Source organism: Marinobacter sp. CP1 (assembly GCF_001266795.1).
Taxonomy (GTDB): Bacteria; Pseudomonadota; Gammaproteobacteria; order Pseudomonadales; family Oleiphilaceae; genus Marinobacter; species Marinobacter flavimaris.
Genome location: NZ_CP011929.1, coordinates 446,047 through 465,838 on the forward strand (window position 1 = coordinate 446,047; position 19,792 = coordinate 465,838).

Below are 19,792 nucleotides of genomic sequence, written 5' to 3' on the forward strand. Positions count from 1 at the left end.
CAGATGAAGTTCTCATCTGACCCCGTTTTTAACGCATTCCTGCAATATCAACTGTCGATGATTAATCAGCGCTCAGAGCTTCCCGCGCCTGATTCAAAACGTCATTCAGATTGCTTTCCACCACACCCCAAACAATCACCGGATCGATAGTCGCATAGCCGTGGATAAGCACGTTCCGAAATGCGATCATCTTTTTATAATCGACAAACCGCTCAGCCTCGTCCGGAGCAATCTTGTGTAACTTACCTATTGCCTCTCCGATGATTTCGAACTGGCGCTCAACAGCAGACTGCAACAACTCATCACTCAGATAATCGTCTTCACTGCTACCAGCAACAAAACGCTGAACCTTCTCAGCAGCTGCAAGAATATCGTAAAGGTACTTGAGAGCCTCACGCTGCATACAAGGAATGCCGCTCTTCAAGAACCGAGGCTCTGAAATAAGGGTTGGTCAAGGAGGACACAGTGACCAGATCGACGGAGCGAGAAAACATCACTTCAAGATCTTCTTTTAGTCCGAAAAACGCCGCGGCTTTTTGTGAGGCCGTTAGCGCCGGATCAAAATCCACAAGAAAATCCAGATCACTGTTCTCATTGAAATGGCCTGTGGCGGCTGAACCAAAAACACCAAACGACATTACCCGGTGCTGTTCACAAAGCCGCCGAATCTCGTCCTGTTTTTCTTTCAGCATTTCCAGTGCATTAGCTGCAGCCATACTTTACTCAATCACTTGCAGGTATGTGTTTGGAGTTTAAACCTTGCCCCCCAAACAATAAAGAAAACGGCGGCCGGAACGGCCAACATCGGGGCGCTTGGCAATGAACCAGGATACATTTTGGCGATCTTTATGCTTATCCCGCCTTTGAATGCCAAGATAACCGGCATCACCGAACACGCGCTGCTCGTCACCGTGAAGAAGGTTGCCGGCGGACACGATGTCGTGGACATTGGCAGCGGTGGTATCGATGCTGTGGATCAAGCCGAGCGTATCGTCCACGCCGATATGCATCTTCATGCCAAAGTACCACTGGTTGCCTTTTCTGGTTTGTCGCATCTCAGGGTCGCGCTGGCCGCTTTCATTCTTCGTGGAGCTTGGTGCAGAAATGATGGAAGCATCCACAATGCTGCCTTCACGCAGCATGGTCGGCAGCGGATACGGTGGCCGGCCAGTCTGGCCCCTTGGGGTAATATCGGGCTACCTTCTTCTCCAACTGCTTCCACGGAATCAGCTTGTCCATCCGTTCCAGAAAAATCTCGCGGCGGGTTTTACGCTTCTTGTTCTGGTACTCGGCTTCGGAGACGGTAATCTGATCCATGGTGGTGATGAATCCTGTGCGGTTGACGATGGCCGTATTATCGCTGATTTTGAGACTTATTCAGAGTCTCCCTAAGTTCTTTTGAACAAGTTTAGATGGCCGGTCAGGTCAATCATGAAATCTGTCAATTTGCAGGAAGCGAAAACCCGCTTGCAGCAACTGGTTGCCCGTGCAGCCAAAGGTGAGCCCTCCAAGTTATCCCCTCGGGCGACAGAGCTGATCGGCAATGAAGATAACCGCCTGTTTTTCAGTGCTGCCAGCCTCTGGAGACTGAGGGCTTCTTGCTACTTACCTCGAATGAGCTGGTGGCGCGCACCCGGGGCCTGTGCGGCTGGTCCAGGTAGACTGAGGACAAAACTTACCGCAGCCTTGGCAGGCCGATCACCCGATGGCTCGACTATGGACGGTGGAGTTTGCAGACCAATCTTGCCTATGGGGAGTCCAACAGCAATGGCCTCAGCCATATCCAGCGGCTGAGGGCCCGGCAGGAATGCCGGGGCTATCTGAGGCCGCCAGTGAAAACGATTTGCTGATCCTTGCCCCCAGAAAACCCTGATGCCCAATCCTGCGATGTTTGCCCTTGGTGAGAAAAAGGACGGGCTCATCGGCTCACTGATGACCAGCGCGATGTATGGCGCCCTTTTCCACCAGCCATTCGCGGTACAACTTGGCCAGTGGAACCTGGTGGACTGGCCTCTGGCATTGCAGCCAGTTCTGGCCGCCAGCTATTACGATCGGGCAGAAGAAGAGGCGATCAAACAGAATTTCGATGAGAAGGCCGCGATGGTCACCGAACTGGGGCTGGACACCGACAATCTCCCGGCCACTCTGCGCATCATGGTCTGCGGCGCCCAGTCCGGCCAACGGGCCATGGAACTGGCCAGCTATCTGGACGATGTGGAAGTGATCGCGGTGGATGAATCCCTGGCTGGTTTCTTTGCAGAAACTCTCAGTTCATCCATTGAACAAGTCCCTTTGCCACTGGCAATTCCCGCTGTAACGAGACTTTGTAACTGGTCGATTTTGTGTCGCCGGTCCTGATCTTTACGAATAAGATCACGAACATAATCGCTGGTATTGGAATACCTACCAGATTCGGCCTGTTGCTCTGCCCAGGTTTTCATCGCATCGGGCAGGGATATATTCATCGTTGCCATAATTAAGCCCTCTAATGGTCAGATAATGGCAAAAATTGCCAAAGAATGCACCGCCACTACTTTGGAGCCAGCCCCGAAACTTATACTCTGGTAAATAGCCCCTCAAACAACGCCGTCCGCCGCATCATCTGCTCACCCTCATCCCGCAACCGTGCATGCTCAGGATCCAGCTCGATCAGGCCAAGTAGCTGGTACAGCGTCAACATTCTTGAGCGCATCGCAGATCGTGCCTGCTCCTCATCGCTCATGTAGACCACCGGGTAGGCGGCAAGCGGCAGCCGGGGAAAGGCCTTGAGCATGTCCTCCAGGTAGTCGTCCACCGGGCGCCACTGCTCGCCTTTCTCTGACAGCAGCCAGAAGCAGAATGGTGCGGTGTACTGTATTTCATCCAGGCCATCGTAGTGGTCCATGGAAGCCCAGCTGAGCCGCGAGAACGCGGTGGAGAGCAGATCCCTGTAAACCATTAACCAGCCTTTTTTCTCAAGCCTGGTTTCGGCGGTTTTTTTGAGTGAAAGTACACCTTTCTGCTTTTTGGTATAGCCGGCAATTTCCAGCAACACGCGGGTGAGAATCACGGCCAGAATGTGCTCCTCGGAGCGAATCGGAGAATATCTCGCCATCGGTGCCACAATCTCTTCTCCACCGGCTTCAATCATGGCCTTGACCTGTTTGAGAGGCAGGTTGCCCTTGCCGGTGAGGCGGATGCCCTTGCCTTTCATGGCCTCAACCAGAACTTTCGCCATCCGGATGACCGGCGCGGTGTCGAGTTCGCGGTTTACGGCTTCGGCATCGATCAGCGGCTTGAACACAGAGGGGCAATTCAGTGGGTTCTGCAGCAGCTCATAAACCTGGCTGGGGCTAAGGCCGAAGAAGTCTCTGGCCGGCGGGATATCGGGTTCGGATTCGGTTTCGGAAAACAGGGCATCCCGCTCGGCGAGCGCCTGGTTGATGTCATCAAGATCCACAAACTCCGGCTCGAACCATTCGCCACCCATCCACTCGCGCACTGCCACATGCTCCGGATGAGCGGCATCTTCCATGGCTTCCAGAAAATCGTAGAATCCGGGCAAGCCACCGACATCCTCTGGCGGGCACTGGCGCACGGCTTTTATGCAGCGGGGCAACGGCTCGCCCTGATCGCCCGGCAGGACCTTTTCAAGCCGTACCTCGTGCTCCCAGCTGTCGCCGAAATCATAGTCATACGTCAGAGCCTGCCCTTCCTTGTTGAGCACAGCAGACACCGCCACCATGGTTTCATCCTGAAAATCCAGCATGCCATCGAAATCCTCCGCCGGATCACCAATCAACCGGTCATCACCCGCCTGAAACATATGCAGATGACAGGCCTGCCAGCCCATCGCCAACTGGATAATCCGGTGAAGATCCTGAAACGTGGTATCCGGCGCAATCAGCAACCGGCGCCAGATCGGCGGCCGGGCGCCTAGAAGTGATACTTTGAGTTGGTAGGCTTTGTTGGCTGGCGGGGGCATAAGGGCTCCGGTAGTTTGGGGTCCACTTCATGAGCACATTTCTAAACGCAATCATTGTACTTACGGCAAAGCTGGTTCAGTTCTCCGTGTCGATCCCTCAGGACACCTGGCAATCCGGATTTAGCCATTCCCGCTCCCTTATAAATAAGTCGCTTTCCCAAAAGTCTAACCCACACCTTCCCGGCACTCTACCCTGTTGCGGCATTGCCTAATCAGAAATGCGCCGGAAGGTAGCCCAACTACCTCGCCAGTGATAGACTAAGTTCAAAGACCTAAGTCTATGGAGGAAAAATGGAATCCGTCAACATGCACGAAGCAAAAACCCGCCTGTCACAACTGGTGGCCCGTGCCGCCAAGGGCGAGGCATTCATCATCGCCAAAGCGGGAAAGCCGGTTGCCCGTGTAACCGCTTACGATTCCCCGGAAGCGGGCCAGCAAAGAAGGCTCGGCTTTCTGGCGGGTGAATTCGCCGTGCCGGACGATTTCGACCGGATGGGGCAGGAGGAAATAGCCAAAATGTTCGGAGCCTGAGGTGAACCTGCTTCTGGATACCCACATTCTGCTATGGGCAGCGGCCGAGCCGGATAAGCTGTCACCCGAGGCGGCAACCCTGATCAGCAACGAAAGCAACCGCCTGTATTTCAGCGCCGCAAGTCTTTGGGAAGTGGTTATCAAGAATGGGCTGGGCCGACCGGATTTTCACGTTGATCCGCATCTACTGAGGCGCGGCCTTGTCGATAACGGCTATTCGGAATTACCGATCACCTCGCAACACGCACTTGCCGTAAGCCACCTTCCGGACATACACAAGGATCCTTTCGACCGGATTCTGGTCGCCCAGGCAGAGACAGAGGGTTTCTTGCTACTTACCTCCGATGAGCTGGTTGCACGCTATCCGGGGCCTGTTCGGTTGATTTAGAGAACTGGCACACCTTTCGCAACACCTCCCTCAAAGCACGGCAAACCGTCAAAACTGCAGACCTTTGCCGCTCCCAACTGCGGCTGTATTCACGAGGTGTACCATGCAAGCCAAGCATCAAGTCCAGGTATCCCAATCCCAACAGGCCCAGGTTGCCCGCCTGCTTCTGCAGGCCAACCTTGCCTACGGGGAGTCCAACAGCAACGGGCTCAGCCATATCCAGCGGCTGAGGGCCCGGCAGGAATGCCGGGGCTATCTGAAGCCGCCAGCGAAGACGAACTGCTGATCCTTGCCCCCCAGAAAACCCTGATGCCCAATCCTGCGATGGAAGAGCTGGTTACCCTGCTGCGTCGGGCGATCATCGCCGAAGTCGCACAAACCGTTGAACTTCGGGACGAACTCCAGCGCCTGACGCTGGCCATTGCCCAGTATGCGGACAGAACCGGCTATGCCCTGGCAGTTGAAGACGATGAAGAACGGCTGGTCTCTGCCATCAACGACAGCATCCAGGCCCAGTTTGTCCTTGGCGAGGAACAGGACGGACTCATCGGCTCACTGATGACCAGCGCCATGTACGGCGCTCTCTTCCACCAGCCCTTCGCAGTGCAACTTGGCCAATGGAACCTCGTGGACTGGCCCCTGGCATTGCAGCCCGTTCTGGCCGCCAGCTATTACGATCGGGCCGAAGAAGAGGCCATCAAACAGAAGTTCGATGAGAAGGCCGAGGAACTCTGTCTGGATAAGACCGATGCTCCCCAGGCATGGCCGTCCTGGTCTCGGTTGGCCTACCGCACCGAAAGCAGCCTTAAAACATTGATGGCCAACAGGTGCACTGGATCGAAGTCGGTCGACTGCCCTCCCCGGCCATGACCACCCTGTCTCTGGCGGCCCTGGTTAATCAAGCCACCGGCTCCGGCGCTGTAGTGCACATGCACACCGCCATTGCCGAGCAAACCTCCGGCGACAAACAGATTCGCAAACTGGTTGCCGAGCACAAGCTTCAACCCACCCGTCAGACGCTGCGCCAGCTCCGCCGGATGGTTCTCGCCAACCGAAACGATACTGCCTGGCAGGACCTGACCGCCGACGCCGATTTCTACAGCCTCGGCGGCTGCCGCGACAGATGGTTCCGGCCGCAGGATACCGCCCAGCTGAAAGAGTTGATGGCTATGGCGAGTAATGAGGTGGAATGGAAGCTCGTGAAAGCACGGGATGTGGATGGCCACAGCCTGGCAACCGGACCGGTGCAGAAGCAAATTCAGGCGGAGGCACTGGGCAGTGAGGTGCAGAGTTTGATGGGGCAGAATTTGAGTGTTTATTTTTTGAAGCGGCGGCGATTTGGATTGTGGAGGCCAGGACGCTTCCGCCTCTCCGCCTCTCCCCCTCTCCCCCTCTCCCCCGACCCCTCTCCCGCCAGGGGAGAGGGGAGATTAGGGGTACAGAAATGAGGACAACACCATCAAAGCCCCTCTCCCCCGGCGGGAGAGGGGTTGGGGAGAGGGGAGATAATGGGTAAAGATATGAGGAGAATACCAGCAAAGCCCCCCTCCCCTGGCGGGAGAGGGGCTTTACTAACAGAAGTCCTGCACCCCCAGTCCCTCGCGGAGAAGGCTTTGCCCAGCAAAAGTACTGCAGCCCGAGCCCTTGCGGTAGAGGGGGTGGTTAAATTGTTACTCCTTCATTCCCCTCGGCCTTCAACTGCTTTGTGAATAACCGAGAGCACCACATCGGTCTGTCGTAGAATCTCGTGGTTCCAGAACCGAAGCACCCTATAACCCTGCGCTTTCAACCAAGCGTCTCTTCGTTCGTCAGTTGCTGACTCACTGTGCTGCCCACCATCAGCCTCAACGATGACTTTTGAACCGAAATGCACGAAATCCACAATAAAGGGTCCCAACGGTTGCTGTCGGCGGAAGCGTTTTCCATTGAGTCGGTAGGCACGGAGGTGGAACCAGAGGCGCCTTTCGGCGTCGGTCATATTTTTGCGGAGGTGTTTGGCGAAGGTTGTTTGGTTCATGGTTCGTCCCTGGGTTTGTGGTGGGCTTCCTGCCCGTTTTGCGGGGGATGCAATGGTCTCGCGCTCGATACCCCCCCTCTCCCCCGGCCCCTCTCCCACAAAGGGGAGAGGGGGGCTTTTGGATCAAATTCTCCGGATGACTCTGCCTTGCCCAACTCGCAGGCCAGCACAGAGGCGAGATTCTTAATCAAATCTCCGAGCAACTCCATTTAGCCCCTCTCCCCTCGCGGGAGAGGGGTTGGGGAGAGGGGGGGGGGCAAGCCCTTACGGCGGCTCCAACGGAGCCAACATCCTTATCCTCAGATATAAGGAATCAAAGATTCCCCATACAAATGCAAATCCTCCAGGATATGCCGCCGCTCCGGCGTCAGTTCCGGGTCCGCCGCCAGGCGCTGTAGCTCCTGAGCATACGCCTCCAAAGACCGCCAGCCCTTCTTCGGATGCATTAACCTCTGGCTGCGAAACTCCTCCCATCGCTCCAGTTCCTCACCCATCAGGCTGCCCGGATAATTCCTGGCCCGATAGCGAAACAGCAGCTCCTGCAGGCGATCATCTTCAAAGGTCACATCCAGCTCGCCGAGTGTTTCCACCGGCTGCTCCAGCACCCAGTTCAGCTTCTCGCGGTCGGTTTTGCTGATAAAGCCGCCAGCATAGAGCTGTTCATCCGGATCTGTAAGGTGGCTTTCGTGGGGCTGGTCGAAGGCCTCGGCAATCCTGGCTGGTAGATCCGGAGCCTTGCGCAGCATGGCCAGGTTGGCCCGCAAAGTATCACCATCCAAGGCCAGTTCTTCCAGGCGTTCCTGTGAAAGGGTGGAAAGCATGTTCGCCGGCGCCAACACCGGGCATTTGTTCAGCTGCACCCCCTTCAGCGGAAAGCGGCTCACCCCCTCCCCCAATTCCGCCTGGGAAGTAAATACCCGCTCACGAATCTGCTCAGCACTGGCGTTGATCAGCTCGCTGGGGTCTTCCCGCAGGTCGTAGACAATCACCAGGTTCTTGTTGGTGGGATGCTCGGCTACGGGTGCGACCAGGGCACAGCAACCCCGGCTGGCCGGGTACTTGGCGGACACGTGGAACACCGGCTTCATAGTGGCCGTATCCAGCATGGCCCGTGCCGAGTGTTTGTCCTTGTTCTGGAGCACAAAATCAAAGAGCTTTGGCTGTTTCTCCTTGATCAGTTTGGCTACCGCAATGGTTGCCTCAACATCCGACATGGCGTCGTGGGCCGCTTCGTGGGCGATGCCGTTGGCAACGGTCAGCTCCTCCAGCTTGAAACTGGGGCTGCCATCTTCCTTCCGGGGCCAGTTGATACCCTCCGGGCGTAGCGCATAGGTCAGGCGCACCATATCGATGATGTCCCAGCGGGAATTGCCGTTCTGCCATTCACGGGCGTAGGGATCACGCAGGTTGCGGTACAGGGTATGGCGGGTCACTTCGTCGTCGAAACGCAGGCTGTTGTACCCCACCGCACACGTACCGGGCTGGCTGAAGACCTCGTTGATCTGGGTAATAAACTCCGCTTCCGGGAAGCCGTCTTCCAGCGCTTTCTGAGGAGTAATACCGGTAATCAGGCAGGCCTCCGGCGATGGCAGGTAATCGTCTGCCGGTTTGCAGTAAATCACCAGCGGCTCTTCAATGATGTTGAGATCCGCATCCGTTCGCACCCCGGCAAACTGGGAAGGCCTGTCGTGAACCGGGTCTACCCCGAAGGTTTCGTAATCGTGCCAGTAAAACGAGCGGATCAAAACAGAAGCTCCTGCGTTCGCGAAATCGGGGTCAGATGAAATTGGGGACAGATGAAATTTTCAACTGACCGCCAGCTCAGAAGGAGGGACGATCAGGCAGCACTTTGCCGGGCATTGACCGACAACATCGCCTCAATACTCAGGTGATAGTCGATATCTTCCCACTCGATGCCTGTTGCATCACAAATGAAACGATACTTGCGAAATTCCTCAATCGAGGCGCGCTCCAGCTCTGGATACCAATGAATAGGTGTCGATATCACGCGGCCGTCCTCCAGCTCTACGTGGAGATGGCGATCGTCTATATGAACGGATTTACCCTTCAAACCAGGCATTCCAACGCTCCAGAAACTCCGACCTATGGCTTTCAATAATTCCAAGGCAGGCTCGCAGCTCCTGATGTTTCAGTGAACTGTGCACCACCTTTAAATCACTTAACTGGATTTTAGCCCATCGCTCGCCTTTAAGTACATGGACGTGCGCAGGCCAGTGATCGTTGGCGTAAAAGAAGAACTTGAAGCCATTCAGGTAAAGAAGGGTTGGCAATGATCACTCCATGATCCCATGAGCCAAAACTTTTATTCGAAAACAAAACGAGAGACACCCTTAAAAGAGCTGCTTACCCATGTCATTGCGGTGGGTCTGCAATCGCTGCACGCCCTGGGTTATCAATTGGTCCATATCAACCGTCATGCTCGTGGGCAGGTTGATGAAAACACCCTGCTCGGCGCTGATCACGTTGGCGCCATCAGGGCTTTGCCAATTTACATCTTCCCGCTGAAAACCGATGAAGAAATCATTGGTGAAATCGGTAACGCCATCCGTGCCCTCTTGACCAACAATAAGGGATTGCAGACGGGTCAGGGGCGCACAGTTAGTGGCCGCACCTGAAGTGCAGTCAGCGGGAGCAGCAGCAGGATCGACTATCCCAATATGACTGGCGCGGCGACGAGTTGGTTGGGCGTTTTGATCCATCAGCGTGGCGTCGTATATCGTGCCGGACCCATCATCAAGTTTCAGGCCAATATCGCCACTGAAACTGCTGGTCAGCGAGGAAACCGACCCTCTCGCCTGCCCGAACCCCATACGAAAGCCAGAAAGCTTACCCTCTGCAGGGTCTTCCGCCAGCTCGATATAAGGTTTGAACGCCTCGAAATGAACAGTATCTCCGGCACTATAGGTACGGCCGTTGAACTGCTTACCGTCATTGCGGGCAATATGCCCCAGCGCAACGTGCTGGGCGGCAAAGTCCACGCCTCCGTCGATTTCGCCGGCTGTCACATCGTCGATATTGACTCGGGTCTCAACATCCATCCCTAGAGTCATTCGGGTAAACTGAAGCCCATCGACCCCACCGTCAATGTTCTCGATCTGCATAAAAGCCTGCCCGGTCACCTCACCCATTCTTTCCTCAGAAATGGGCTTCAGCTCGGCCTGGGCAACGGGCGCAATACCCAGGCAGAACAGGGTGACGGCAGCGTATCCATACGCCTGCTGTCTCATAATTTTGCGTCTCTGAAATAGTATTATTTTTGAGTCAGTTTCCGACGCCCGACTCCACTGCAGCCCGGTTTATTTTTGATTTTCCGGTGCTCACAGGCGGCAGGGTTTTGCATTATTTTTTATTTGCCGCAAACACACTATAACCAAGGCAGATCGGCCAATAGAGTGAGCAGAGTCACAATCACCGTTTACAATTCAGTAATACTCAACCAACTTTGAATACAGTCACAAAACCTTTGGCCTATTATACTTACAGCCTCTTACCGAATGTTACGAATGCTGTAGCAAACGTGTACACAAAGAAGACTGCTGGTATACTTTCGCATCTTATGACGAACCCTCTACGGCCCCACCAATGACCACCCGCATACTCATCTGCGACGACTCTGCCCTTGCCAGAAAGCAAATGGCCCGAGCCCTGCCAGAAGAATTGCGTGGCGATGTCAGCTACGCGAAAGACGGTTTGGAAGCACTGGAGAAATTGCGCAGGCACGAGGCGGAGCTGATGTTCCTCGACCTGAACATGCCGGAGATGGACGGCTATCAGGTGCTGGAGCAGATTCGCAAGGAAGATTTGCCGGTCATGACCATCGTGGTTTCCGGCGACATCCAGCCCGAAGCACGGGAGCGGGTAAAAAGGCTCGGCGCCCTCGACTTCATCAAAAAGCCAACCGAAACGTGCATTGTCCTTGATCTGTTGGTGGAGTACGGCCTGTACCGGCCCGGGGAACTCGAAGACTCTGCACTAAATGACAGTAGCCTGAAAAACACAGGCAGCCCCGCCCCGGAAATCTCCGTTTCGCTGAACGACTACCTGCAGGAAATTTCCAACGTCGCCATGGGCCGGTCCTCGGATCTGCTGGCTCGCCTGTTGCGTGTGTTCGTCAAGCAGCCGATTCCCAAGGTCGCCTTCCTGGCCAACTCCGAACTGCACATGGCCATTTCCTCCGTCAGCGACAGCGATACCTATTCGGCTGTGTGCCAGGGGTTCACTGGAGCCGGTATTGCCGGGGAAGCACTGCTTTTGTTCGCAGACGCGAGCTTCAAGGAAATGGCGGAGATGCTTCACTACGACACCCTTGAGGGCGAAGCGGTGAATGTGGAAGTGCTGATGGACATGTCCAGCATTCTGTTTGGCGCCTTCCTTAAAGGCATTGGCGACCAGCTGGATCTGAAACTTGGCCTGGGCCACCCCACCGTGCTCGGCCAGCACCGGCAAATCTACGAACTGCTGGAACACCACAGCGCCCGCGAAGAGCAGCTGCTGTGCATTGAAATCTGCTACACCCTGGAAGACCGCGACATCGAATGCGACATGCTGATTCTCCTCACCGAGGATTCAGTGCCTTTTCTCGAAGATCGCCTGCAATATCTGGTGGACTGACTCATGGCCATAGAAGAATCGGAAGCCAACTCCTTTCACTGGCTGATGGACATGCTGGAATCCGTGGAAGTGGGCCTGGTGGTCCTGGATCTGGATTTCAGAGTCGAAGTCTGGAACGGCTTCATGGAAAACCACAGCGGCATCACCGCGAGCAGGATCCAGGGCCAGGTATTATTCGATGTATTCCCCGATATCCCCAAAGCGTGGCTGACCCGCAAAGTAGACGCCGTAGCCCTACTCAACACCAAGGCGTTTACGTCCTGGGAGCAACGCCCTTACCTGTTCCAGTTCCGCAATACCCGGCCCATCACCGGTACTGAAGAGTACATGTTCCAGAACCTCACCATCAGCCCGCTCTCTGGCACAACCGGCGAAGTCGAGAAAGTGTGCCTGATGGTGTATGACGTAACCGACATCGCCAGCAGCAAAATGGCCCTGGAACGGGCCAACGAACAGCTGGCCAAACTGAGCATGACAGACCGCCTAACCGGGCTGCTCAACCGTGGCACCTGGGAAAACCTGGTGGACGCCGAGTTCGAACGTTTCCGCCGCTACGGCCACACCACAAGCCTGGTGATGCTCGATATAGACCACTTCAAGCCGGTGAACGACACCCACGGCCACCTGGCCGGGGACGAAGTGATCAAACACACCGCTAGCGTCACCCGCAATGCTATACGCCAATCCGACAGCGCCGGCCGCTATGGCGGCGAGGAATTCGGCATCATCCTACCGGAAACCGACGCAGAAGGCGCACGTATCATCTGCGAACGGATACGAGAGAGCATTGAACAGAGCGTGGTGGAAACCAGCGTGGCGCCGATCCGCTATACCATCAGCATTGGCATTGCCCAGTTAACGGAAAAGCCTGAGAACTATATGCAGTGGATGCAGAAGGCGGATGAGGCGCTGTATGCCGCCAAGGAGGGGGGAAGAAACAGAGTGGTGGTTGGTTAATTTCCCCCTCTCCCCAACCCCTCTCCCACCAGGGGAGAGGGGCTAAAGAAGAACTTTGATTTTGAGCTCCCCTCTCCCCCTGCGGGAGAGGGGCTAAAGAAGAACTTTGATTTTGAGCTCCCCTCTCCCCCTGCGGGAGAGGGGCTAAAGAAGAACTTTGATTTTGAGCTCCCCTCTCCCCCTGCGGGAGAGGGGCCGGGGGAGAGGGGGGAAGCAAATGCAGGCCTGAATCAGTCCTGCTGCCAGCTCTGCACAGCTTCCTTACCATGCTTCTGACGCCACTCATTCAGCGTCTTATGATTGCCACCACGGGTCTTGACCACTTCACCGGTGTGCGGGTTCTTGTAGGTCTTCATCGGGCGCTTCGGGCGGCTGCCAGCGGTTGTGTCAGCCTTTGCCCCGGACACTGAGGGATCAATTGCAGAAAGAATCTGAAGAACATCCTTCGGTGACTTGTCATACTCCTTCATCAATGCGCGAACCTTGTTTTCAAACTCCAGTTCGCCTTTCAGAGCCTGGTCTTTTTCAAGCTGTTCCAGCTCTGCAGAAAGCTTTTCCATAAGCTGTTTCTTCTGGTAGTAATCGTTAATCTTTGCCATGGAATTAAAACCTTATTCAAATAGGGGTTTTAAAAACTTAAGTGGAGTTGACTAAAAGTCAGGGACAATAATAATAAAATAAATGTAGTCTGGCAAAATTATTTATTTACGAGCCCTTAATAAAAAAGCCGATCAACTTGACCGGCTTTTAAAATACACGCTGTACGAAAATTGTACTTACAACCTGAGATCCGCCTCGCCCAACGGCAAAACACCCTTCAGATCAAACAGAACCCCATTATCTTTCAAATAAGCACGCAACTCTTTCGACGATTTGGCGGCGTATTCACGATGAGGCACAGCCAGAAACAGCGCATCGTAGTCACCGGCTTTCGGAGCCTGCACCAGTGAAATCCCATATTCATGCTCGGCTTCCGTATTATCCGCCCAGCAGTCTGTCACATCCACGGAACAGCCGAAATCCTGCAATTCACGGATAACATCAATCACCCGGGTGTTCCGCAAATCCGGGCAATTTTCCTTGAAGGCCAGCCCCATCACCAACACTTTTGACGATGCCACGGTATGCCCGGTTTTAATCATTGCTTTAACCAGCTCGGCCGCCGCATACGGGCCCATATTGTCGTTTACCCGCCGGCCGGACAGAATAATTTCCGGATGATAGCCAATAGCCTGGGCTTTATGAGTGAGATAATACGGATCCACACCAATACAGTGGCCACCAACAAGCCCCGGTTTAAACGGCAGGAAATTCCATTTTGTGCCCGCTGCCGCCAGCACTTCGTGGGTATCAATTTTCAGGCGCGAGAAAATCATTGAAAGCTCGTTCATCAGCGCGATATTCAAATCACGCTGGGTATTTTCGATAACCTTCGCCGCTTCGGCCACTTTAATGGAACTGGCTTTATGGGTGCCTGCCGTAATAACACTGGCATAAAGCGCATCCACTTCATCGGCAATATCCGGAGTGGAGCCTGAGGTAACCTTTATAATGCTGGTTACCCGATGCTCTTTATCGCCCGGATTAATTCGTTCAGGACTGTAGCCAGCAAAGAAATCCTTGTTAAACGTAAGGCCGGAGACTTTCTCCAATACCGGAACACAAACTTCTTCCGTGGCGCCGGGATATACCGTGGATTCGTAAATCACGATATCGCCCTGCTTCAGAACCTGCCCAACCGTTTCACTGGCTTTTACCAGAGGCGTTAAGTCCGGCGTTTTGAACTCATCAATGGGGGTGGGCACAGTCACAATGTAAATCTGGCAATCGCGAATGCCTTCAAGATCATCGGTAAAAGACAAACCAGGCGCCGCAGCCAATTCTTCCCGGGAAACCTCCCGGGTAAAATCAACGCCATCCTTCAGCTCGGCAATGCGTTTGCTGTTGATATCAAAACCAACAATCTCACGTTTTTCGCCGAAGGCCGCGGCAAGAGGCAGCCCCACGTAACCAAGACCAATAACTGCAATCTTCTTCATTTGAAATCCTTTGCGAGGAAGCTCAATACGGCGACCATACGCCCTACTCTGATGGAATAATTATGTCTGTACCAGCCAGGGATTGAAAACACCTTTTATGATGCATCCGGGCCAGGTAATCCACGGCATTTGGATGGCCTTCGATCGAGCGGCCAGCGGCGAATAACTGCACTACACAGAGATATGCCCTCACCAAAATCATCGTTGATTCACATCCGGCAGATCGGCAAAACCTTCGGCTACGGCCTGCTCTAGCTCCGATGCAATGTCGGATTGCGCCAGCACCGGAAATTCCTTCATCAATTTGCCACTGACCCGGCCATGCTGGCGTATCGCCCGGATCATCCGATCAATGTGCTCATCGGGGCCTTCAACCCAATCCTTGATCGCCTCGCGTGTGCGATACCACGCCCGCTGAAAGGCGGCCTGATGGTGCATCTCGTGCTCCAACGTATGCCGAATGATCGCGAACAGATATTCCGTATGTTCGGTCAAGTCCGGATAGCTCCAGACAGGTGCTGCCTCCTCATAGGCATTAAAAACAAAGTCCGATTCAATACCATCTGCGTAGGCCACGCGTTCCTGGGTGAAATCGACCGCATCACGGTAAGCCGACATCAATGGCCGGGAGTAACGTTCAAGAATTCGATCATAGTCGGCCCGCCTGACCGCCGAGGACGTTATCGCCGCTGAAACCGGCAAAATAAAAGGCTCAGGCACCACGCCGTCGCGGCGAAGAGTATCATTCACCAGAAAACGGGAGATTCGTCCATTACCATCAGCCAGCGGATGAATGAAGACGAACCCGAAACTTGCCACAGCAGCGCGAACCACTGCATCCCCCGGATCGGTTTGCGCCAGAAAACGCTGCAATCCCTCCAGCATGCCTGGCAACCACTCCCAGTGCGGGCAGACGTAATGAACAACTGCACCGTAATCGATCGAACTACTCCCAACAAACACAGGCGATTGCCGAAGGCCCGTCCGGATCGTGGTGGTTCCCAGGATAGCTGACTGAAACTCACTCAGGGCGTCATCATCAAGGGGGGAATCCAGCCGGCCACAATACTGTTCCATGGCGGTGGCAAAACGGCGTATGCGATCCTGATGCTGCCCTTCGTGCTCGATCGCGAAACTGGCACGGCTCTCTTTAATAGTCAGCCACACTGCACTGCGACGCAAAATATCCGGTCCAAACTCCCCTTCCATCGCTAAAAGCCTGTCAGCGATTCCATATTGACGGGCTTCCAACACTGAAGTCGTGCGACGAACAAGGGGGCAGAATTCAGGGGTTCCCGGCAGGTTGTCATTAATCCGCCAGCGGCGGTTACGACACCCCCCGTTAGCCGCCGTAACATACACTTCGGGATCCAGCGCATCACGATAGTTGCCACCGACACCCTCCACTGCCAGAGTCTTGCCGGTTAGCCATTCGTAGAGAAAACCAGCACGCCGGGCATACTGGCCGGTAGGTTCAGAGCGTATCCAGTCAGCAAGCGCCTCTGCGGGCAATGCCCCAAACAACCTTGCCAGAAACTCCAGCGCCACCCCTTCGTGTTTTAAAGCGAAGGTCAGGTGCGCGCCCAGCGTGCCTTGCGGGCGCATCGCCTCTGTGTAGTATTCCAGGCGGCGGCCGGCCTGGTCGTAGGTTTGGCGCCTACGCCCGATACGGCTCTCCAGCGGCAGCGGCTGGATTGCCTGCACGTCGTAACGTGCTGCCAACCATGCATAGCCAATTTCATCACCCGCCATCGTGCTCAAAATGATTATCCTGCCAAAAAAACGATTAAAACTGCCAGCTTTTCAGAAAAAACAATTCTAGCAGGTGCCGGTCACGATATATATCTGGCAATGGCGTCCCAGTAGGGCTTCAGATCCCGGTATATCCGGGGGAATTCCGCCGCCAGAGAAGAATCGACGACAATTTCCAGAGATCCCTGGTGAAGGAGGGGTCTGCCCTCCCATGAAAAAACCCGGCCTGGTCATAACACCACCCGCTTTACCACAGCCTTTGGAAACGAAAAATTAACCAACAGACCAAGCTCTTTCCCTGTGGCTTTGAGGTAGTTGATTAACTGCGGCTCCGCCGATATCGGCATTTGCTTCTGGGCTTTAAGTTCGATGATGACGGCGTTCTCGACCAAAAGATCGACCCGGTGTTCGGCAATGGGCTCGCCTTTGTGATCTGCTCCCAGATGCCGGTATACCTCATACACACAGCCGGTAATACGGTAGCAAAGCTCTTTTTCCTTGAGCATCTTATATCCTTATTTTTAAGAACATTTTTGCCACTAAATCCACGAAAGAACACGAAAGGGAAAGACAAGGAAGCCCTGACTTTTAATCAGTCAGTCTTTGTTCGTGTTCTTTCGTGGATTTAGTGGCAAAAATCTTTATCTTTTCCATGTCAGGCCGCGTGATCACGTTTTGGGTGGGTTTGGTCGCCTTGGCCAGCCAGCAACCCCTGGATACTGATATCCTCATCCAACGAATCCCAGTGAATACCATGAACACTCAGTTCAAAGTCATCCCTGGCTTTTTGTTCCGCGTGCAGCAGACGCGGGAACCAGGCCAGCGGGGCACCAATTGTTCGACCATCCGAGAGAATGACCCAAAGATTATCTTCATCAAACCAGACTTTTTCAGGCGAAGTAGTCATGCCAAGCATCCTCAAACCGTTGTCGGTTCTGTTCTGTTACTTCCAACAATACCCGAATCGTGCGCGCATCAAAACCTCGCTACGCCGGGATCAGCACTTGGGAGCCAGGCAACACCCGTTGAAGCCTTACCTGAAATGCCGCCTTCGCATCCTCATCCCCATGCACCACCCGAATTTCCGTAGGTGCTCCAGGAATACCTTCAACAAACCGAAGCAAATCACTCTGCCCAGCATGGGCCGAATAGCCGCCAACCAGATGAATCCGGGCCCGGATATCATAGCGGTCACCATCCAGCTCCACCCAGCCACCACGGGGACCATAAGTCAGAATATCCCGACCTGGCGTGCCCGCGGCCTGGTAGCCCACAAACAGCACATCGTTCCGCTTATCCCCCAGCATCGCTTTAAGGTAATTCACCACACGACCACCGGCGCACATGCCGGAACCGGCCAGAACCACACAAGGGCGGTGGGAACGGGCAAGGTAATCCACAGCATTCAGGTGGTCTTCATGGGAGTTGATAACCGTGAGTTGCGCGAAAGAAAGCGGATGCCGGCCCTGGCGCACCAAGTCTGTGGCCTCAGCATCCCAGTAGGGCTTCAGGTCTCGATAGATTCGAGTGAATTCAGCCGCCAGCGGCGAATCCACAACAATTTCCAGGTTGCTCCAGAGCTCTCCACCAAACTCATTGATAAGGCCCTCAATCTCATAAAGCAACTCCTGCGTGCGCCCAATACTGAACGCCGGTACCAACACCGTTCCACCATCTTCCAGCGCGTGCTCCAGAACCGCCTTCAACCGGTAACGCCGCATTTCCCGGTCCTCGTGGTCTTTGTCTCCATAAGTGCTCTCGATCACCAACCGATCTGCTCGCTCGGGGGATTGGGGGGCGGGCAGCAACGGAGCATGGGGCGCGCCGAGGTCGCCACTGAACACAACCCGTTCTTCAGATTCGCCCGCACGTGCATCACACTCAACATAGGCCGAGCCCAGAATATGCCCAGCCCTCTGCAGCCGAACCGACAGCGAGCAATCATCCCCCGCGAACACCGAATGCCACTGGCCATAAGGCACCGGCACCAGGCGGGAACGGATCACTCCCAGAACCAGTTCAATCAGCTGCCGGTCTCGGGTGAAGCCGATCTTCAGGGCATCCTCCAGAATCTCCGGCAGCATAATGGCTGAAGGTTCGGAACAAATAATGGGCCCATCGAACCCCGCAGCCAGCAAATAGGGAATGCGCCCCACGTGGTCGATATGCACGTGGGTGACCACCAGGGCCCGGATATGATCAATGGGAAAATCAATGGAGAGATCAGACGCGGAAGCACCGCGGCCCTCGTCCTGGCCCTGGAACAGGCCGCAGTCTATGAGGATGCCGCTCTTTTCGGCCGCGTGACCAACGGTGAGTTCGTGGCAGGAGCCGGTTACGCCAGAGGTGGCGCCGTGGTGAGATATCGAGATCATGCTGAACGTCCTTGTTGATAGTTTTGAAACTGCCCCAGTCCTTGGGCAAATTTCTTGTTTGAGCACCGGTTACTGAAAGTCTTCTTTCCTGACCGGGGAGTTCCTGTTTATGTCATGTGCGGCCACCTTGCCAACAACGGCTTTCAGGTGCTTGGGCGCCAACCCGAAACCCGGGCGAACACTCCTTACATCTTCGCCGGATATGACGTCCCCCGCCTTGATATCATTCACAAAGTATAAGGAACGGCGAAACAGCGCGTTACCCTGCTCGCTGGATTTTCGACCGTAATTCACCTCGCCAAGTGCCCTCCAGGCTGTCTTGCTATCCCGGCAAAGCGCTTTGAGATCCTCAGGCTCCAGGGAAAAGCTATCATCCGGCCCACCGCCAGAGCGATCGAGCGTGAAGTGCTTTTCAATGATCGCCGCGCCCAACACGACGCTGGCGATCGCCGTTGTGTTATCCAGGGTGTGATCCGAAAGCCCTGTCACCAGGCCGAAACGCTGCTTCATGTCCACAATGGTTCGCAGATTATAGTCTTCCGCTGGCGCCGGATAGCCACTTACACAATGCAGAATCGCCAGCTGGTTACAGCCAGCTCCGCGCGCCGCATCAATGGCTTCCTGAATTTCCTCCGCATCCGCCATCCCGGTGGAAATGATCATCGGTTTACCAGTCCGGGCCACATACTCAATCAATGGCAGATCCACAGCCTCAAATGATGCGATCTTATAGGCTGGAGCGCCGAGCTCCTCAAGCAGATCAACAGCGGTGGTATCAAACGGCGAGCTGAAAATGGTGATGCCCCGCTCCCGGGCCCGCTCAAATAGAGGCTTATGCCACTCCCAGGGCATGTGGGCCTCTTCGTATAACTCATAGAGGGTACGACCGTCCCAAAGCCCGCCTTTGATTTTGAAATCATCGGCATCCGAATTCAGGGTAATGGTGTCGGGCCGGTAGGTCTGCAATTTTACCGCGTCCGCTCCGGCTTCAACCGCTTCATCAATGATCTTCAGAGCCGTTTCGAGCTTGCCGTTATGATTGGCTGAGAGCTCCGCAATTATGTAAGGCGGCTGAGATGATGAAATTTCACGACCATCAATGACAATTTTCGCTTCACTCATAAACACGCCCTTGAA

Annotated in this window: 25 protein-coding genes and 1 pseudogene; 8 read left to right on the forward strand and 18 right to left on the reverse strand. The window is 54.8% G+C overall.

Translation table 11 applies throughout. The features are described from left to right. Positions 1-61 precede the first annotated feature (61 nt). From ACP86_RS02090 to ACP86_RS23095, 4 genes are read right to left on the reverse strand one after another with little or no spacing between them, the layout of a single operon-like run. Positions 62-403: a DUF86 domain-containing protein gene (locus ACP86_RS02090; RefSeq protein ID WP_053112564.1), complete on the reverse strand. Its 342-nt coding sequence runs from the start codon at positions 401-403 to the stop codon at positions 62-64. Further along, positions 393-716, reverse strand: coding sequence for a nucleotidyltransferase family protein (locus ACP86_RS02095; RefSeq protein WP_053112566.1), 324 nt, complete (start codon positions 714-716; stop codon positions 393-395). The genes ACP86_RS02090 and ACP86_RS02095 overlap by 11 nt, the downstream gene beginning before the upstream one ends. Positions 717-752: 36 nt before the next feature. Then, entirely contained in the window at positions 753-1,142 is a 390-nt protein-coding gene (locus tag ACP86_RS23090; RefSeq protein ID WP_053112568.1) for an IS5/IS1182 family transposase, read from the reverse strand. After that, the gene (locus tag ACP86_RS23095) at positions 1,132-1,317 is read right to left on the reverse strand and encodes a hypothetical protein (protein ID WP_050898262.1); all 186 of its coding nucleotides are present in this window, start codon (positions 1,315-1,317) and stop codon (positions 1,132-1,134) included. Before ACP86_RS23095 ends, ACP86_RS23090 begins: the two co-directional genes overlap by 11 nt. A 567-nt stretch (positions 1,318-1,884) precedes the next feature. Between ACP86_RS23095 and ACP86_RS23590 the strand changes: the two are divergent. Continuing rightward, positions 1,885-2,247: pseudogene (locus ACP86_RS23590) on the forward strand (hypothetical protein); the annotation flags it as partial. Here the strand turns inward: ACP86_RS23590 and ACP86_RS21950 are convergent. Beyond that, on the reverse strand, positions 2,202-2,474 hold the full coding sequence (locus tag ACP86_RS21950; RefSeq protein ID WP_075267572.1) for a type II toxin-antitoxin system ParD family antitoxin: 273 nt from the start codon (positions 2,472-2,474) through the stop codon (positions 2,202-2,204). The pseudogene ACP86_RS23590 and the gene ACP86_RS21950 overlap by 46 nt on opposite strands. A gap of 80 nt (positions 2,475-2,554) precedes the next feature. Beyond that, positions 2,555-3,964, reverse strand: coding sequence for a plasmid pRiA4b ORF-3 family protein (locus ACP86_RS02115; RefSeq protein ID WP_053112572.1), 1,410 nt, complete (start codon positions 3,962-3,964; stop codon positions 2,555-2,557). Positions 3,965-4,255: 291 nt separating this feature from the next. On the opposite strand from ACP86_RS02115, the gene ACP86_RS02120 reads away from it, so the two are divergent. From ACP86_RS02120 to ACP86_RS23115, 5 genes are all read left to right on the forward strand, one after another. Next, a complete protein-coding gene (locus ACP86_RS02120; protein ID WP_053112574.1) occupies positions 4,256-4,495 on the forward strand; it encodes a type II toxin-antitoxin system Phd/YefM family antitoxin in 240 nt (79 codons plus the stop codon). A gap of 1 nt (position 4,496) precedes the next feature. After that, entirely contained in the window at positions 4,497-4,883 is a 387-nt protein-coding gene (locus tag ACP86_RS02125) for a type II toxin-antitoxin system VapC family toxin (protein ID WP_008171312.1), read from the forward strand. Positions 4,884-4,986: 103 nt separating this feature from the next. Then, positions 4,987-5,169, forward strand: a complete 183-nt coding sequence (locus ACP86_RS23105) for a hypothetical protein (RefSeq protein WP_008171310.1) — start codon at positions 4,987-4,989, stop codon at positions 5,167-5,169. Then, a complete protein-coding gene (locus ACP86_RS23110) occupies positions 5,127-5,753 on the forward strand; it encodes a hypothetical protein (protein WP_075267573.1) in 627 nt (208 codons plus the stop codon). Before ACP86_RS23105 ends, ACP86_RS23110 begins: the two co-directional genes overlap by 43 nt. Further along, positions 5,711-6,331, forward strand: a complete 621-nt coding sequence (locus ACP86_RS23115; RefSeq protein ID WP_227507798.1) for a hypothetical protein — start codon at positions 5,711-5,713, stop codon at positions 6,329-6,331. Before ACP86_RS23110 ends, ACP86_RS23115 begins: the two co-directional genes overlap by 43 nt. A gap of 230 nt (positions 6,332-6,561) precedes the next feature. On the opposite strand, the gene ACP86_RS02135 is transcribed toward ACP86_RS23115, so the two are convergent. From ACP86_RS02135 to ACP86_RS02155, 5 genes are all read right to left on the reverse strand, one after another. Then, positions 6,562-6,900: an endonuclease domain-containing protein gene (locus ACP86_RS02135; RefSeq protein ID WP_053112576.1), complete on the reverse strand. Its 339-nt coding sequence runs from the start codon at positions 6,898-6,900 to the stop codon at positions 6,562-6,564. A 299-nt stretch (positions 6,901-7,199) separates the two neighbouring features. Beyond that, entirely contained in the window at positions 7,200-8,645 is a 1,446-nt protein-coding gene (gene sbcB / locus ACP86_RS02140; protein WP_053112578.1) for an exodeoxyribonuclease I, read from the reverse strand. 92 nt (positions 8,646-8,737) lie between these two features. Then, positions 8,738-8,980: a DUF2442 domain-containing protein gene (locus ACP86_RS02145; RefSeq protein WP_053112581.1), complete on the reverse strand. Its 243-nt coding sequence runs from the start codon at positions 8,978-8,980 to the stop codon at positions 8,738-8,740. Next, the gene (locus ACP86_RS02150) at positions 8,961-9,191 is read right to left on the reverse strand and encodes a DUF4160 domain-containing protein (protein ID WP_053112583.1); all 231 of its coding nucleotides are present in this window, start codon (positions 9,189-9,191) and stop codon (positions 8,961-8,963) included. Before ACP86_RS02150 ends, ACP86_RS02145 begins: the two co-directional genes overlap by 20 nt. A 60-nt stretch (positions 9,192-9,251) precedes the next feature. Beyond that, positions 9,252-10,049 (reverse strand): hypothetical protein, encoded by a 798-nt coding sequence (locus tag ACP86_RS02155; RefSeq protein ID WP_227507799.1) that lies wholly within the window; start codon positions 10,047-10,049, stop codon positions 9,252-9,254. A 454-nt stretch (positions 10,050-10,503) separates the two neighbouring features. On the opposite strand from ACP86_RS02155, the gene ACP86_RS02160 reads away from it, so the two are divergent. Next, entirely contained in the window at positions 10,504-11,532 is a 1,029-nt protein-coding gene (locus tag ACP86_RS02160; protein ID WP_053112587.1) for a response regulator, read from the forward strand. A 3-nt stretch (positions 11,533-11,535) separates the two neighbouring features. Further along, positions 11,536-12,489, forward strand: coding sequence for a GGDEF domain-containing protein (locus ACP86_RS02165; RefSeq protein WP_053112588.1), 954 nt, complete (start codon positions 11,536-11,538; stop codon positions 12,487-12,489). 230 nt (positions 12,490-12,719) lie between these two features. Here ACP86_RS02165 and ACP86_RS02170 read toward each other — a convergent pair whose 3' ends face one another. The 7 genes from ACP86_RS02170 to pseI all read right to left on the reverse strand — a co-directional run bounded on the left by ACP86_RS02170 (position 12,720) and on the right by pseI (position 19,777). Next, positions 12,720-13,088, reverse strand: a complete 369-nt coding sequence (locus ACP86_RS02170) for a histone-like nucleoid-structuring protein, MvaT/MvaU family (RefSeq protein WP_053112590.1) — start codon at positions 13,086-13,088, stop codon at positions 12,720-12,722. A gap of 177 nt (positions 13,089-13,265) precedes the next feature. After that, positions 13,266-14,528: a Vi polysaccharide biosynthesis UDP-N-acetylglucosamine C-6 dehydrogenase TviB gene (tviB, locus tag ACP86_RS02175; RefSeq protein ID WP_053112592.1), complete on the reverse strand. Its 1,263-nt coding sequence runs from the start codon at positions 14,526-14,528 to the stop codon at positions 13,266-13,268. 198 nt (positions 14,529-14,726) lie between these two features. Next, the gene (locus ACP86_RS02180; RefSeq protein WP_053112594.1) at positions 14,727-16,280 is read right to left on the reverse strand and encodes a Fic family protein; all 1,554 of its coding nucleotides are present in this window, start codon (positions 16,278-16,280) and stop codon (positions 14,727-14,729) included. Between the two features lie 230 nt (positions 16,281-16,510). After that, complete coding sequence (locus ACP86_RS02185) at positions 16,511-16,786, reverse strand: GxxExxY protein (protein WP_075267575.1); 276 nt, start codon at positions 16,784-16,786, stop codon at positions 16,511-16,513. Between the two features lie 149 nt (positions 16,787-16,935). Further along, positions 16,936-17,187 (reverse strand): DUF2442 domain-containing protein, encoded by a 252-nt coding sequence (locus ACP86_RS02190; RefSeq protein WP_053112596.1) that lies wholly within the window; start codon positions 17,185-17,187, stop codon positions 16,936-16,938. Between the two features lie 79 nt (positions 17,188-17,266). Next, positions 17,267-18,655: an MBL fold metallo-hydrolase RNA specificity domain-containing protein gene (locus ACP86_RS02195; protein ID WP_053112598.1), complete on the reverse strand. Its 1,389-nt coding sequence runs from the start codon at positions 18,653-18,655 to the stop codon at positions 17,267-17,269. Between the two features lie 69 nt (positions 18,656-18,724). After that, positions 18,725-19,777 (reverse strand): pseudaminic acid synthase, encoded by a 1,053-nt coding sequence (pseI, locus tag ACP86_RS02200; RefSeq protein ID WP_053112600.1) that lies wholly within the window; start codon positions 19,775-19,777, stop codon positions 18,725-18,727. Positions 19,778-19,792: the final 15 nt, after the last annotated feature.